Raw genomic sequence first — 13,710 nt, forward strand, 5'->3', positions numbered from 1 at the left:
CTGCCACACGGCACAATCTGCGCATTTCACTCCCTCTCCCTCCGGGAGAGGGCCGGGGTGAGGGGGAAATTCAAAAGTTCGGATTGTGCCGTGTGGCAGTATACCTAGGCTCCGATGGGCGCCTGCGCACCCTCGAAGGCGCCCAGCCGGTACTGGGCGAGGAGCCCAAGCCCGGACAGAAAAGCCGCCACGACCGGCAACAGCTGATCACCACGGAATCGGAACAGCACCAGGGTCAGATGGATCACTAACAGGCTCGCCGCATAGGTGAGCAGGGGTAGGAGATCCAACAGTCCGAACCGGCGGCCCGCCGCAAGACCTGCGCCCAGTACCATCAGCCAGTACCATCATAGAAAGCCCAGTGCGACCAGGAGCAGGCAACCGGCCAGCAATTGCCGCTCCAGCCGCCGTAGCTCCCACACGCCGGTCCCCCCGGTGGACGCCGCCGTCACTGCAACGCCCCCAGCGCGTGCGCCCGTACCAGCAGATCACGGGCGATGGGGGCCGCGGTCTTCGACCCGTAACCGCCGTGCTCCACCATCACCGCCACCGCCAGGGCAGGACGGTTCGCCGGGGCAAAGCCGACGAACCAGCTATGGGCCGCGCCTTGGGGATTCTGTGCCGTCCCGGTCTTGCCCGCGATGGGCGGTCCCTCGCCGTCGATACTCCGTCCCGTGCCTTGGGTAACCACCTTGCGCAGCATCCCCGCGAGCCGCCGGGCCCCGGCGGCGGACATGAAACGGGCGAGCCGGACGGGGGGATCGGTCGCCACCAGGCGGGGGCCCATTGCCAGCCCCCGATTGGCGACCGCCGCCACGATCAGGGCCATGTGCGCCGGGGTCACCAGGATTTTCCCCTGACCGATGGACGCCTGCGCCAGGCCATACTGGTCGGAGGTCGCGATTTCGGGTATGCGGCCGGTGTTCATGGTCCAGGCGCCGTAGGGGCTTCGGTACAGGTCGATCCGGCGATTAAAGCGGAAGCGCTCGAGGTTGCGGGAGAAGGCGGCATGACCATAGCCGACCCCGAGTTGGGCGAAGAACACGTTGGACGACTTGGCCAGGGCGGTAGCCAGGCCGAGGTTGCCATGGCCCTTCCAGACCCTTCCCGATCTGCGTGCGGCATAGTATTCGTGGTCCCGGATCTTGCGGTAGCGTGAGGACGTAGCATAGCCATCCGCCGGACAAGGGAGCGTCCCCTTAAATCCCTTTTCCACGGCCAGGGCGGCGGTGAGAATCTTGAATGTGGAGCCGGGTGGATAGAGCCCCTGGGTCGCCCGGTTCAACAGGGGTGTCTCGGGCTGACTGGTCCGGAACAGGCCGGCGCTTATTCGGTTCGGATCGAAGGCCGGCGTGCTGACCAGCACCCGGACCGCACCATCTCTTGGGTCCAGAAGCACTACCGCCCCCCGTTTGCCGTCGAGCCGTTGCGCCGCCAGGAGCTGTAGCTCGGTATCCAGGGTGAGCGCAAGGTCTTGACCACGGGGGTTCCGGTCGCGGGTCAATAGCCGGTGTCCCAGCTCACCCCAGGCCGGCAGACTATCCACCGTCGCTCCGTTCAGATGGGCATTGGCGGCCGCCTCCAGACCACTAGTGCCGAACTTGGCATCACTGTAACCCACCACGTGGGCGAACGCGGGTCCATAGGGATAGCGGCGAAAAACCTGGTCCCCTCGCCTTTCGCTGAAGGCCAGCACCTCACCGCGACGATCCAGGATCCGCCCGCGCCGGATGCGGTGGGCGGGGTTGAACTGACGGCGGTCGTAGGTCTGCATAAAGGCGAGGAACTGCGGCCGGAACAAGCCGGTCAGTTGCCAGGTCGCCTGGTAGAGGAGCACGCAGGAAAACAGAATGGTCAGGGCGATGAAGAAGATGCGAAAAGACCGTTTGGACCGGCCAAGGTGCCGCAGCTCCGTGAGACCACGCAAATCGAAGCCGAGCTTGATGAGGTAGACCAGCGTCAAGAAGAACGCGCCTTGCAGCCCGATGCGCAGGATCGGCCAGGCATCGGAGCCGACGATAGCGCCGAAAAGCTGGGGTGGATCTGGCGGGGTCACACTTACGCCCGTATCTAGCGAGGCTTCGCCTCAGACCGATGAGGCGTGAATTTTTTGTGTGTGCACAAAGTCAAGTCGGACATGGCAAATACCGAGGACCATCGCTTGATCCCCCTCTCCCCAACCCCTCTCCCGGCGAGAGAGGGGCTTTGCGACACCTACGGGGCTCTCCCCGGAAGGGTGTCGCCAAAAGTAGGGCGAGAAAGCGGAGCGCATCCCGCTGTTAGCGTTTTCCTTTCCTACGGGGCTCGATGAGGATCTGCATTCGCCTTGATTTTGAACCACAGAGGACACAGAGCACACAGAGAATTGATCGGTTCCCTTCTCGGTGTCCTCTGTGTTCTCTGTGGTTTAAACTTCACAGCGTTTTCCATTCCTACGCCCACTCGAAAAGACACAGGACAGGAAACATGAATAGAAGGGTCATGCTGACGCTGATGATCGTCGGCATTCCTCTGCTACTGGGGTTCACTGCCGACATGGTTCAGAAATGGGATCATGTCTTCGACGATGCCTTCATCACCTACCGCTATGCCAAGAATCTGGCCGACGGCCATGGTATAACCTGGAATCCCGGAATGGCGCCGACGGAGGGCTACACCAATTTCCTCCTGGTTATCTTCCTGGCTCCATTCATCGACCTCGGCTATGACCCTCTGCTCGTCACACGCCTCCTGAGTTATTTCAGCGTATTCGGCATGGCGGTGATTCTATTCGCACGGGCAAAGCGCCGCTACGGCGCCACAACGCCGACTGCGATCATGATCGCGAGCTTAATCCTTCTGGCTCCCTCGACAAGCGCGCTCTGTCTTACCGGGCTCGAGACAGTGGTATACGCGCTCGTCCTGTTGGTTGCCTTCCATTTCGCCGTTGAGTTTCTCCGTTCCCAAGACACGACCAACTCGGTGTTGCTGGGTATTTTTACCATGCTCGCGATCTTGCTGCGCCCGGAGGCGGCACTACTCTATTTCGTCATGGCGTTCGTGTACGGCATTATCCTGGTCCGCAAGAAACAGCTGCACAGGTTTGCAAGCCTCACCCCCAGCCTGCTTATCCTGCTCATACTCGGCGGGGTCTATCTTGGATGGAAGGCCCTTCATTTCGAACAATTGCTGCCGAATTCGTTTTACATCAAGGTCGCCACCGGAGCCGTCATCAGTAAAATCGGTCTGGTCAGTGTGTATCATTTCCTCTCGACCCATACCCTGCTGTCGGCAGTCTTTTGCGTAAGCCTTCTGTTCTGCCTCTCGCATCACGACAGACATGGACGTTCGGACAAGTTGTCAGTCCTGTTGGGACTGGGTCTCATGCTGAGCTATGCCGTCTTCTTCATCAAAACCGATACCCATATGGATGTCGGTAGCCGCTTCATGTACCCCCTGGTGCCGGTACTGATTTACTCCAGCATCCCTGTGTTCACGACTGCCATGGGGGAGATTGAGAACTGGATAAAGGAACGTGCCGTACTCTTCCCCGTGCTTGTAGTCGCCTTCATGCTCGCATTTGGAAGCAAATACTCGACGAAAATATACGGCAATGTGAAAAGACTGTTGATTTACCCCTATCCATCGGAGAGAAGCAGTTGGCTCATGCAGGAAGAGTATCGCATAGCGAAAACGCTCTCCACTTTTCCACAGATCGAGAATGTACGCATCGCCTTTGGTGATGCAGGCGTAATACCCTACTTCACGGGCGCCGTTTGGCTCGATGTCATCGGCCTCAACGATACCTTTATCGCGCGCACCCGCAAACAAGATGCCTTAGTCGATTATTTCTTTCGATGGCAGGCCGATCTCGTGATCAAGGGAAGCGATAAAGACCATTCCTGGATCACCACCCAAGGCCCCCTTGGTGACCATACCGCGTGGGCGGGGGACCCGAGGTGGGATGAGTATTCCTACATCGGCACCAGCAAAGTGGATAAGTGGTACTATGACTTGCAGTATTTCGTGAGGAAATCCAGCCAATTTGCCCAACCCTTAACCGATTTTCTGCGCGCCCGCATCATCAACGGGTGGTACGCTCCCATGCCTTTTCACATCGGTAGCTATTCACCCGACAATGAGACCCAGCCGACCTGGATTTCGCACCCGGAATCAGGCGGTTGATTTCTACAGTACCGATAACCTGGGAATCATTTTTGCCGCAAATGAACGCCAATTAACGCAAATCGTCGAAATCGGCTCGCGTTTGAGCCGCTTAAGACGCAATGCCATTAAGTTAGCTGTTGGCCGCTGGTGGTGGTGGGTCGGAACCCGAAAGAGAAAACGACGAAGCGCGCGCATCGGCGTGAACAAGATCCCTCCCTTCGGTTCGGGATGATAATTTCGCGCGGATTCGCGTGATCCGTAGTTTTTTCTCGTTCCCACGCTCCAGCGTGGGAACGCATGTGTGGCCGCTCCAGCGGCCAAGGTTTCATGACGCTAGAGCGTCCGGACTTGCTCCCACGCTGGAGAGACTGTGAAAGTATCACTGGATTTTCGAAGCCATAGGGACAGTACAACACAATTATCCTACTTTAGGCCGAAAATACTTCTATTAAATCCCACATGAGACAGAATTTAGTGTGAAATATGGTGGCTTCACCCCACCGTTTTCGGGGAAAACGAATACTTTCACAGTCTCTGGAGCGTGGGAGCCAGATGAAATCTGTCTAAAAAATCAAAATCCAGCTTCAACTTGGATAAAATTCGTTATCGCGAATCTGGGCAAGTGACCAGATAGGCTCTTCAGGACAATCGAGATTTGTTTCGTTGGTAAAGATAACCAACGCCTTATCCCAAGTACTTTCAAACCACTCAGGGTCTTCGAGGTCGGCCTTCAAACTGGGTGTTTTTTTCAGGGCTCTTTCGATATCACGCCGTTGGACTTTGATGGTTTTTTCCCAGCTACTGCAGTGTTGGGTCGGTTGTAATTTCCATTTCAATAAATGGGCAATCAACACGGCCATGCGGTTAGACAATTCACGTTGCTCACTTTTGCCCACGTCCTCAATCTCCTCCGCGATATGCTCGATATCCAAATCTGAAAACTTGCCGTAACGCAATAGCTGTGCTTGCTGTTTGGACCATTGGATAATGTCACGATCGTAATTGCTTTTAACTTGCATTTGAGCCTCTTATCAATTTTCTGTTCAAGAATCTCCTCCAGGGAATAGCTTCCGTGCCGTTCCGAAGCGTTTATTCCGACTGGAAAACCCCGCTGCAACGAACGTCAACCGGTAATGGCCGCAAACACCGCCGGCAACCGCTCCGGTAGCCGCTCTAGGTGATCCACGATGGAGTAGTTGTTCTCTCCGAAGATCCGGGCCACATAGCGGTCGGCGTTGGGATCCAGGGTCAAGCAATAGGTGTAGACCCCCTGTCGGGCCAGGTCTTCCACCGCCTTCTTGGTATCGTGGCGCAGGTATTGGGGATCGCGCTCATCGATGTCGGCGGGCTCGCCGTCGGTGATGAGCAGCACCAACCGCTTCTGGGCCGCCTGCTGGGTCAGGTGCCAGCCGGCGTGGCGCAAGGCCGCGCCCATGCGGGTGGAGAGGCCGCCCTGCATGCCGGCCATGCGGGATTTGGCCTCATCGTCATAGGGCTGACCGAAGTCCTTGAAGCGGTAGTACTGGACGTCGTGGCGGCCATCGGAGGCGAAGCCATGGACGGCGAAGTTGTCGCCGATGGCGTCGATGGCCCAGGCCAGCAGGCCGGTGGACTCCCGGGTAAGATCCAGGATCGAGGGGGCCGTGTCGTACTCCGGCTCGCCCTCCTGCACGCCGATCTTCTCGTTGGTGGACTCGGAGAGATCCATGAGCACCAGGATGGACAGGTCGCGGATGTGGCGGTCGATGCGGATATTGATGCGCGGATCCGGCATGATGCCGCGCCGGATGTCGATCATGGCCCGCACCGCGGCGTTGAGATCCAGCTCCTCGCCCTCCTCGTAACCGCGCCGGCGCACGATGCCTTGGGGCTGCAGGGCGTCGATCAAGCGGCGGATGCGGCTGGCGATGGGCTTGTACTTGGTGAGGATCTCGTCCATGCGTTCGGGGTCGTCCTTACCCTGGCGGCGTTCGATGACCGTGGCCCAGTCCGGGCGGAAGAGCTGGACATGATAGTCCCACTCCTGATAGTGATAGGGAGCGGAGACCGGCTCCTTGCCCCACATCCGGTTGTAGCTGATACCCTCGTCCTCGTAGGGGAAGAATTCGGTGGCGCAGATCCAGACCTCCTGGGCGTCGTCACCGGCCAGCTCACAATCCACCTCGTTGGCCATCTCCACCGCGGAGACATACTTGCGTATCTGCTGTTTGTGTTCGGGCAGATAGTCCAGCCCCGACTCCAGGAACATGTTCTCGGTGAATGCCCAGAGATATCGGTTGTCGTCCCGGTAGGGGATAGGCCAACTCTCCATAACCCGCAGATTGGGTAAGGCGACCTGCTGGATAACCTTGTTGTAGAAGGTGATCCCCGCATCCCAGCTGAGCTGGTTGTCATCGGCGCGGACCTCGAGTTGGCGGCGAAAATCGGAGGCCGTATCGTTGATCAGGGGTTCTTCGTCCCGGTAGTGGGGATCGAGCAAGGCGATGGCCAGGCGTATCATTCGATCCATCATGGGGTGGAGCTCGACGAATTCTTCGTCCGGGGTCATGGGGGCCGTGAAGAAGCCGAGCCACAGCTTACGCAGCCCGGGGAAATCGCGGATCGCCAGATGCTCGACCCGGGCATCCTCGAACAGCTCGATGAGCTTCATCTGGGCCGGACTCAGCTGCTCGGCGCTGAGCGGCTGGCGGGTATAGACCATGTGGGCCGCGCAGTGGGCGGCGCTGGCCCGGTAGACCTCCAGCCCTGAGATGCCGCGGAAGGGGTCGAAGGCGTCCGGCAGATGGATCTGGAAGTCTTCGATGAAGGGCTTGAGGCCCTGGCGGGTCTCATAGTCGCCGGAGGTAGGGCGCATGAAGAAGGCGCGGGCCCAGAGGGCGCGGAGATAGAAATTGAGCTTGCGCTGGTTATCGACGAACAAGGTCCCGCGGCGCTCCTTTTGGAGCACGGCTCGGGATGACTCCGTCTTGAGGCCGAAGTAGGCCATCTGCCCGTCCAGATCCCGCTGATGGGCCTGGGCACCCCACAGGGCCCAACGGCGCAATCCCCCCAGTGTGAGCTTGGAGAGCAGCTCGTCCATATTCTCCATCATGGGACGCAGCCCTCGCGGGGCCTTGCCGGCGAGCTGATGGAGCAGCTTGAGGTAACTCCGCATCACATCGGCATCGCCGAGTCGAGTCGCAGCCAAGGGCATGTTAGTCATCATCAAGGTGACCACGGTCCCCGAGGTGTGGGAAGCGAGCTTCATCAGGGCACTGACGATATCGGGGATGACGTCCTCCCCCAACTCCTTGGCCACGCCGGGCATCTCCTGGACATAGGTGAGGATCAGATCCTCCCCTTTATTCAGGGTGCCCATGGCCTTCATACCCGTGAGGTAGTGATCGAGTCCTTGGGGGGACATGACCCGGGCCGCCTCGTGATAGCTCGATTCGAGCGCCTGGCGATGCTCGTGCCCCGGCTCGGTGTTGAGACCGGTGACGTATGCGGAGAAATCGATGGTCATTGGTTTTGCCTCAAAAGTAATCCTGAATTGTTCGGCGCTGTTTAGAGGACCGGACGTGTTGCGTTGCGACGCACCAAGGCACACTGATCGTTTGCCAGGTCAGTGCCGGCGTCTTAACGCAACCTACGCCCCCATTACCCCCGCGCGGCCTGCCCGCACGGACCCCGCGTCAAGTGTAGGTTGCGTTAGCGACGCCTGGAACAAGCCCTTCTCTTTGTACTAATATACTACTAATTGATGTCAAATTAGTAATTCGGTCACGCAAGGACGTGTTGCGTTCGACGCACCAAGGCTCGCTGATCGTCTGCCAAGTCAGTGCCAGCGTCTTAACGCAACCTACACCCACATGCCCCCCAGCGCGGCCTGTACGCGCGGATTTCGCTTTGCGTGTAGGTTGGGTTAGGCGCGCTGCCCGATCCCGAAGGACACAAATACCGTTGAACGCGCCGTAACCCAATACGCCCGGTCCCCCAAACAGCGCCAAATAATCTAGGATTGCTACCCAAAATGTCATGATGCGACACGCATGAAGATCCCTCTACCCCCCCCCGATTACGACAAGCTCGGCCGCTCGGTCGTAGGGACCGGCGCCGAGCATCTGCGACGGCTGCTCAGCGCCTCCATCGGCCCGGCTCCGGGTGGACATTATCTGCATTGGGACGAGCTCCGCCACAAGACCCCTCCCGCGGGGTTCTCCCACGCGGATTGGTGGTTCGCCGTCAAGAGTGCCCGCCGCTTGCTCTACAAGCCGCTCCCGCTCCAGGACAAAGCGGATCGCCCATTCCGATTCGTGCTCGCCGATCCGATCCTCAGCCGGCTCCATCGCATCGATCGAGATGCATCCGGCCAGATCCGTCTCGAAGCCCCGATCGCCAATTCCGAGACCCGCGATACCTACCTGGTCAGCTCCCTGGTCGAGGAGGCTATCACCTCCAGCCAGTTGGAAGGCGCCTCCACAACCCGGCACGTGGCCAAGGAAATGCTGCGCCGAGGGCGACGGCCGCGGGACCAGAGCGAGCAGATGATCTGCAACAACTTCCACGCCATGCGTTCGATCTCCGAGCGCATTCGCGAACCCCTGACGCCGGAAACAATCCTCGATCTGCAGCGCGTCTTGACCCAGGACACCCTGGACGATCCTTCCGCCGCGGGCCGGTTGAGACACCCGCACGAGCGCATCGAGGTAGTCGATCATCGCGACAACCGCGTCCTGCACCTACCCCCCACCGCCGATGAGCTCCCCGAACGCCTGGCCCTGCTGTGTCGATTCGCTAACGAGGCCGACGGCGAGCCTTTCGTGCATCCGATCATCCGCGCAATTCTCTTGCACTTTGCGCTTGCCTACGACCACCCATTCGTCGACGGCAACGGCCGAGTCGCCCGGGCACTCTTCTATTGGTCCGCCCTATCCCGCGGCTATCGGCTCCTGGAATTCGTCTCGATTTCCAGGGTGCTGAAACAGGCCCAGGCCCAATACAACCGTTCCTACCTGTTCACCGAAACGGACGACAGCGATGTCACCTATTTCGTCATTCACCAGCTAACGGTCATTGCCGAAGCGATCGACGCGCTCCAGGCCTATCTAGGCCGCAAGGCCGAAGCCCTGCATGAAACCGAATCGCTGTTGCGCTCATCCGAGCAGCTGCAAGCCGCCTTCAATCACCGTCAGGTCGCACTGATCCGCCACGCGCTTGGGCATCCAGGGGCACGCTACACAATCGAAGGACACCGGCAGAGCCATAACGTGGTCTATCAAACGGCCCGGACCGATCTACTGGAATTGGTCGAGCGCGGAATCCTGGTAAAGCGGAAAATGGGGCGTTCATTTGTTTTTCTTAGCTCTCCAACGCTGCGGGATCAGTTGGGTAATTGAGGTGGACCCGTAGTGGGCTGTGCCCACCAGACGGCTTCCGGTCGCCAGCTATCGGTCGCCAGTCGCCAGCTACCAGTCGCCGGCTATCAGCTTGGCTAAGCTGCTGCCAAAAGCAGAGCAAAGCGGCGCTTTTGGTGGTCAGCTTGAGCCTTTTGTCAGCAGCCTTGGTGGCAGAGATACAACTTTATGCCCCCATTCTCTTTCGATTCTTTTCAGGTCTTTGCAAATTGCAGAAAGATCATGATTGAATTCTCGCGCATGGTCTTGTCGTGCCTTTCGAACTTCTTCAACGATGGGATCTTTCACGTCAGTCTCCTATAAATTCTTCCGGCGAACAAATCTCTGGAGATATAAAGCCCTGGTTTTCAATTGACCTGATAATGTTCGATTTCTTGAAGGCGTTATTGATATGACTGAAATTCCAGGTTAACAGGAACTCCATACCATTTAGACTGGCTACAGCAATGTGTAGAGCGTCTTCTTCGGCCTCGGCAGGAATAGCATTTTGAGCAATCAGAAAAGCAGCAACCTCTTGAACTTGCGGTGTGATTTCCAGGACAGTAAACTCAGAAATCGCGCTCAAACGTTTCTTTGCGGCTTCTTTATCTCCCCGAGATGCTTCTTGTATAACAAGGGCAGAAATGTAAATGTCGAATTTATCCTGAAGCATCGGCCATATCTCACGTGTAATCTCCTGCCACGCAGCAATAACGAGGTCACGACTCGGCCGTGCTGTGTAATAGCTTATAATAGATGTCTCAAGGTACACTTTCTGCTTCATTTTATGTGTTTTCTGTTACTCACGGCATGGCTCAGACGCCCAATACCGCGTGGCACTGAGCTTGAAAGTCGCTGAGGAGCCAAACCGCGGCATTGGGTCGCTTGCAGCCGAATGTCAGGCGAATGAGCTATAAAAAACGACCCATCAATTGAGCCTGGCCCCTTTTCCCTTCCAAACAAGATGGGTGTCCTTTTATAATCTTAACTGAATACATCTGTCATCCGATTTTAGCCTTATAGTTCTTTAATCTCTTCGATTGAAAGTCCTGAAGCTTTAGCAATAATCGTTATACTGACTTTTTCTTGCTTCATTACCTTTGCCATTTCTTTTTTTCCTTTCTCCTCCCCAATTTTCTCCCCCAGATAAAGCCCTTCCTCCTTACCCGCCTTTAATCCTTCTTCTTTACCCTCATTCCTGATCCTCTTCTTGAGTTTATAAGGTAAAATCCATCGTTCGCTTGCCTGAAGTTTCTTGAAGATCCCCGAATCGACAAAGCTATAATAGGTTTCATCGCTGATGATGAGATGATCGATCACTTCGACCTTGAGGAATTTTCCCGCCTGAATAAAATGATCGGTGAGATCCTGATCTTCGATTGAAGGCGTCACATTCCCACCGGGGTGGTTATGGACCATGATAACCTGAACGGCCAGCTTGTAAATCGCCATTCGGAAGGCTTCTCTGGGGTTGATGTTCGCCATATTGGAAGACCCCAGAGCGACCAACTCGATATAGAGGATCTTGTTCGCTTGATTTAAGCCCACCATCCAGAAGTGCTCCTGACCTTGACCAATTTTATTCTCTCTACGGAGAATTTGGCGCATGATCAGATAAATATCCTCCGCGCTGTTTACGGTGACTTTTTGTTGCTTGCTTAATTTGACTTCCATTGCGGGGCCTTTTATAGAACGCCTAACGCTCACTTTCACTTTGAGGGGCCGAGGGGCGCACAGCATCGCTGAGGTCCCTATCGAAGGTGTTGTTGGGCTTGACATTATCCAAATTGATACCCCATCCGCACCCAATAATGCCAATCCTCTATAGCTTGAATAGTCTGTTGTGATGTATCACTAATAGGAGTGAGTTGAGACAGTGGAATAGCTAAACTATCTTTTTCCCACCGAATTGTAACAAACATTTCTTTGTTGCACTCCTCTTCAGGGGCCATTCCAATAACATCAACCTCATCTTTAACTTTCAGCGGAGATATTGCACGTTTCCCAGTGCAAATAGCAGCAAATGGAAAATCAAGTTGATCTTCAAGGTAATAATACCAACCCATGGCTTGTTCCTCTGGGCCATAAGCATCAACGATGATCTCCATCGTTATGCGCTCTTCCCTATCTTCATTCTGCATAGTCGTGGTTATATTTCATTTGTCGAGCCCGCAGCAATTCTCGCGAAGCGGGCAAAATCCTGGTCGCTGCCTCGGCCACTACCTTCCGCGATGTTTGAGGGAATGGATGTCGCCGCCCTTCGCATTTGGCTTATCAAACCAAACCACTCATCAGCTGGGAACCGTTGCGTTTCTTGGTAGACAAGCAGCACCAGCTGATGGGCCTTCGCCTAGATGCTGAGTTGTCGGTAATCTCCCATCGCTGGTAGCTGGCGACTGGCAGCTGGCGGGGCTACCAGTCGCCAGCTATCGGCTTGGCTCAGGCGCCCAATGCCGCGTGGCACTGAGCTTGAAAGTTGCGGAGGAGCCGGACTGCGGCATTGGGTCGCCTGCAGCCGAATGTTAGGCGAATGATCTGTGAAAAACGACCCGTCAATTGGGCCTGGTCCCTTTTCCTTGACCAGCCGGTTTCGGCCTTATAGTTTTTCAATCTCTTCGATTGAAAGCCCTGAAGTTTCAGCAATAATTGTTATGCTGATCTCTTTTTGCTTCATTGCCTTTGCTACTTCAATCTTACCTTCACTCCTGTATCTCTCCTTGAGTTTATAAGGCAAAATCCATCGTTCACTTACCTGAAGCTTCTTGAAGATTCCCGAATCGACAAAGCTATGATAGGTTTCATCGCTGATGATTAAATGATCGATCACTTCGACCTTGAGGAATTTGCCTGCCTGAATAAAATGGTCGGTGAGGTCCTGATCTTCGTAGGAAGGCGTCACATTCCCACCGAGATGGTTATGGACCATAATCACCTGAACGGCGAGCTTGTAAATCGCCATGCGGAAGGCTTCTCTGGGGTTGATGTGCGCCATGTTGGCAGAACCCAGAGCGACCAACTCGATATAGAGGATCTTGTTCGCTTGATTCAAACCCACCATCCAGAAGTGTTCCTGACCTTGACCAATTTTATTCTCTCTACGGAGAATCTGGCGCATGATCAGGTAAATGTCTTCTGAACCCTTTACGGTGACTTTTTGTTGTTTACTTAATTTGACTTCCATTGCGAGTCCTTTTATAGCAGGGTTAACGCCTGGCGTCAGCTGCCCATAGTGGCGGGGCGAGGCTTGTGGCATTCCGTCATAAACAAAACATTGCGGAGGTAGGTCGGCTGAACGCTATTGTTAGATTTTTTATTTGTACCAATTCTCTAATTTTAATTTGGATACCCTTGAAAACTCTTTTGTATTATTGGTAACCAAAATCCCTTGATTAGCCAAAGCAGTGCCTGCAATCAATATATCATGAGCACCTATTGGCGTACCTTTCTTTTCTAAATTCGCTCGAATCGCAGCTGATAAACGTGCCTCTTCATCCCCAAAAGGTAGTATCTCAACCAATGAACATAATTCTTTTAGTTGAGCTTGCCTTTTTCCGGGAGAAGTTGATTTTGCAATTCCATACTCTAGTTCATACAATACTATCGATGGAATCGCAATTTCTTTCGGGGACACCTCAAAAAACCTTTTTGGAACATTTCCAATTCCTTTGAAGAAATAGATTAATGTATTTGTATCAATGACATACATTACAGCTTCTCGCGGTTAGTATCTTTTCCTTGATCTGACCGAATATCATCTATATCCGGAAAATCCTCCCATGCCCCGACCAACTCTACTATAGATCGAGGCCATTCATTTGCGACCTTTTCTTGAATTAGCTTTGCGATCCACTTACTCTTTGATAATTGGGCGGATTTTGCCGCAGCAACCATTTTCCGCTCTGTATCCTCTTCCAAATAAATCGTTACTTGACCCATAACTGGCGTCCTCACAAACAATATATGTTTAATTATATGTGTCGGCCAGTCACAGTCAACACTGAAAAGGTGGTGTTGCAACTCTGTTGTCAAAGAGACGCAATATATTAGAGTTGTTCCCTTTGTAAAATTCTTTAAAATCAGTATGTTACGAGGACCATTTGGCGTCTAACCCTTTGTTTTCTGGTCAACGACCACCGTATCGGCCTCATGTTCCAATATAACCGATTGATTTTTAAAGACTCACATCGGG

14 protein-coding genes are annotated in these 13,710 nt (G+C 54.9%); 2 read left to right on the forward strand and 12 right to left on the reverse strand.

The window, feature by feature from the left end; all coding sequences use genetic code 11:
- Positions 1-104 precede the first annotated feature (104 nt).
- Both BQ17_RS00375 and BQ17_RS00380 read right to left on the reverse strand, forming a co-directional pair.
- Positions 105-335, reverse strand: coding sequence for a hypothetical protein (locus tag BQ17_RS00375; protein WP_089723779.1), 231 nt, complete (start codon positions 333-335; stop codon positions 105-107).
- Between the two features lie 113 nt (positions 336-448).
- Positions 449-2,056, reverse strand: a complete 1,608-nt coding sequence (locus BQ17_RS00380; RefSeq protein ID WP_089723780.1) for a peptidoglycan D,D-transpeptidase FtsI family protein — start codon at positions 2,054-2,056, stop codon at positions 449-451.
- 410 nt (positions 2,057-2,466) lie between these two features.
- Between BQ17_RS00380 and BQ17_RS00385 the strand changes: the two genes are divergently transcribed.
- Positions 2,467-4,164, forward strand: a complete 1,698-nt coding sequence (locus BQ17_RS00385) for a DUF8728 domain-containing protein (RefSeq protein ID WP_141699015.1) — start codon at positions 2,467-2,469, stop codon at positions 4,162-4,164.
- A 566-nt stretch (positions 4,165-4,730) separates the two neighbouring features.
- Here the strand turns inward: BQ17_RS00385 and BQ17_RS00390 are convergent.
- Both BQ17_RS00390 and BQ17_RS00395 read right to left on the reverse strand, forming a co-directional pair.
- Positions 4,731-5,165, reverse strand: coding sequence for a DUF29 domain-containing protein (locus BQ17_RS00390; protein WP_089723782.1), 435 nt, complete (start codon positions 5,163-5,165; stop codon positions 4,731-4,733).
- Between the two features lie 104 nt (positions 5,166-5,269).
- Positions 5,270-7,651: a nitric oxide reductase activation protein NorD gene (locus BQ17_RS00395; RefSeq protein ID WP_089723783.1), complete on the reverse strand. Its 2,382-nt coding sequence runs from the start codon at positions 7,649-7,651 to the stop codon at positions 5,270-5,272.
- Between the two features lie 526 nt (positions 7,652-8,177).
- On the opposite strand from BQ17_RS00395, the gene BQ17_RS00400 reads away from it, so the two are divergent.
- Positions 8,178-9,524, forward strand: a complete 1,347-nt coding sequence (locus BQ17_RS00400; protein ID WP_089723784.1) for a Fic family protein — start codon at positions 8,178-8,180, stop codon at positions 9,522-9,524.
- Positions 9,525-9,662: 138 nt separating this feature from the next.
- Here BQ17_RS00400 and BQ17_RS21215 read toward each other — a convergent pair whose 3' ends face one another.
- The 8 genes from BQ17_RS21215 to BQ17_RS00435 form a co-directional block, all read right to left on the reverse strand.
- Entirely contained in the window at positions 9,663-9,830 is a 168-nt protein-coding gene (locus tag BQ17_RS21215; RefSeq protein WP_165741915.1) for a hypothetical protein, read from the reverse strand.
- Between the two features lies 1 nt (position 9,831).
- Positions 9,832-10,305: a type II toxin-antitoxin system VapC family toxin gene (locus BQ17_RS00405; protein ID WP_089723785.1), complete on the reverse strand. Its 474-nt coding sequence runs from the start codon at positions 10,303-10,305 to the stop codon at positions 9,832-9,834.
- Between the two features lie 233 nt (positions 10,306-10,538).
- Complete coding sequence (locus tag BQ17_RS00410; RefSeq protein ID WP_165741918.1) at positions 10,539-11,195, reverse strand: JAB domain-containing protein; 657 nt, start codon at positions 11,193-11,195, stop codon at positions 10,539-10,541.
- A gap of 104 nt (positions 11,196-11,299) precedes the next feature.
- Positions 11,300-11,629, reverse strand: coding sequence for a calcium-binding protein (locus BQ17_RS00415; protein WP_089723790.1), 330 nt, complete (start codon positions 11,627-11,629; stop codon positions 11,300-11,302).
- A gap of 41 nt (positions 11,630-11,670) precedes the next feature.
- On the reverse strand, positions 11,671-11,856 hold the full coding sequence (locus BQ17_RS00420; protein ID WP_256091423.1) for a four helix bundle protein: 186 nt from the start codon (positions 11,854-11,856) through the stop codon (positions 11,671-11,673).
- Between the two features lie 261 nt (positions 11,857-12,117).
- A complete protein-coding gene (locus BQ17_RS00425) occupies positions 12,118-12,774 on the reverse strand; it encodes a JAB domain-containing protein (protein WP_218067983.1) in 657 nt (218 codons plus the stop codon).
- Positions 12,775-12,831: 57 nt separating this feature from the next.
- The gene (locus BQ17_RS00430) at positions 12,832-13,227 is read right to left on the reverse strand and encodes a type II toxin-antitoxin system VapC family toxin (protein WP_089723788.1); all 396 of its coding nucleotides are present in this window, start codon (positions 13,225-13,227) and stop codon (positions 12,832-12,834) included.
- Complete coding sequence (locus BQ17_RS00435; RefSeq protein ID WP_089723789.1) at positions 13,227-13,457, reverse strand: CopG family transcriptional regulator; 231 nt, start codon at positions 13,455-13,457, stop codon at positions 13,227-13,229. The genes BQ17_RS00430 and BQ17_RS00435 overlap by 1 nt, the downstream gene beginning before the upstream one ends.
- Positions 13,458-13,710 lie beyond the last annotated feature (253 nt).

Source organism: Candidatus Thiosymbion oneisti (assembly GCF_900092655.1).
GTDB lineage: Bacteria > Pseudomonadota > Gammaproteobacteria > Chromatiales > Chromatiaceae > Thiosymbion > Thiosymbion oneisti.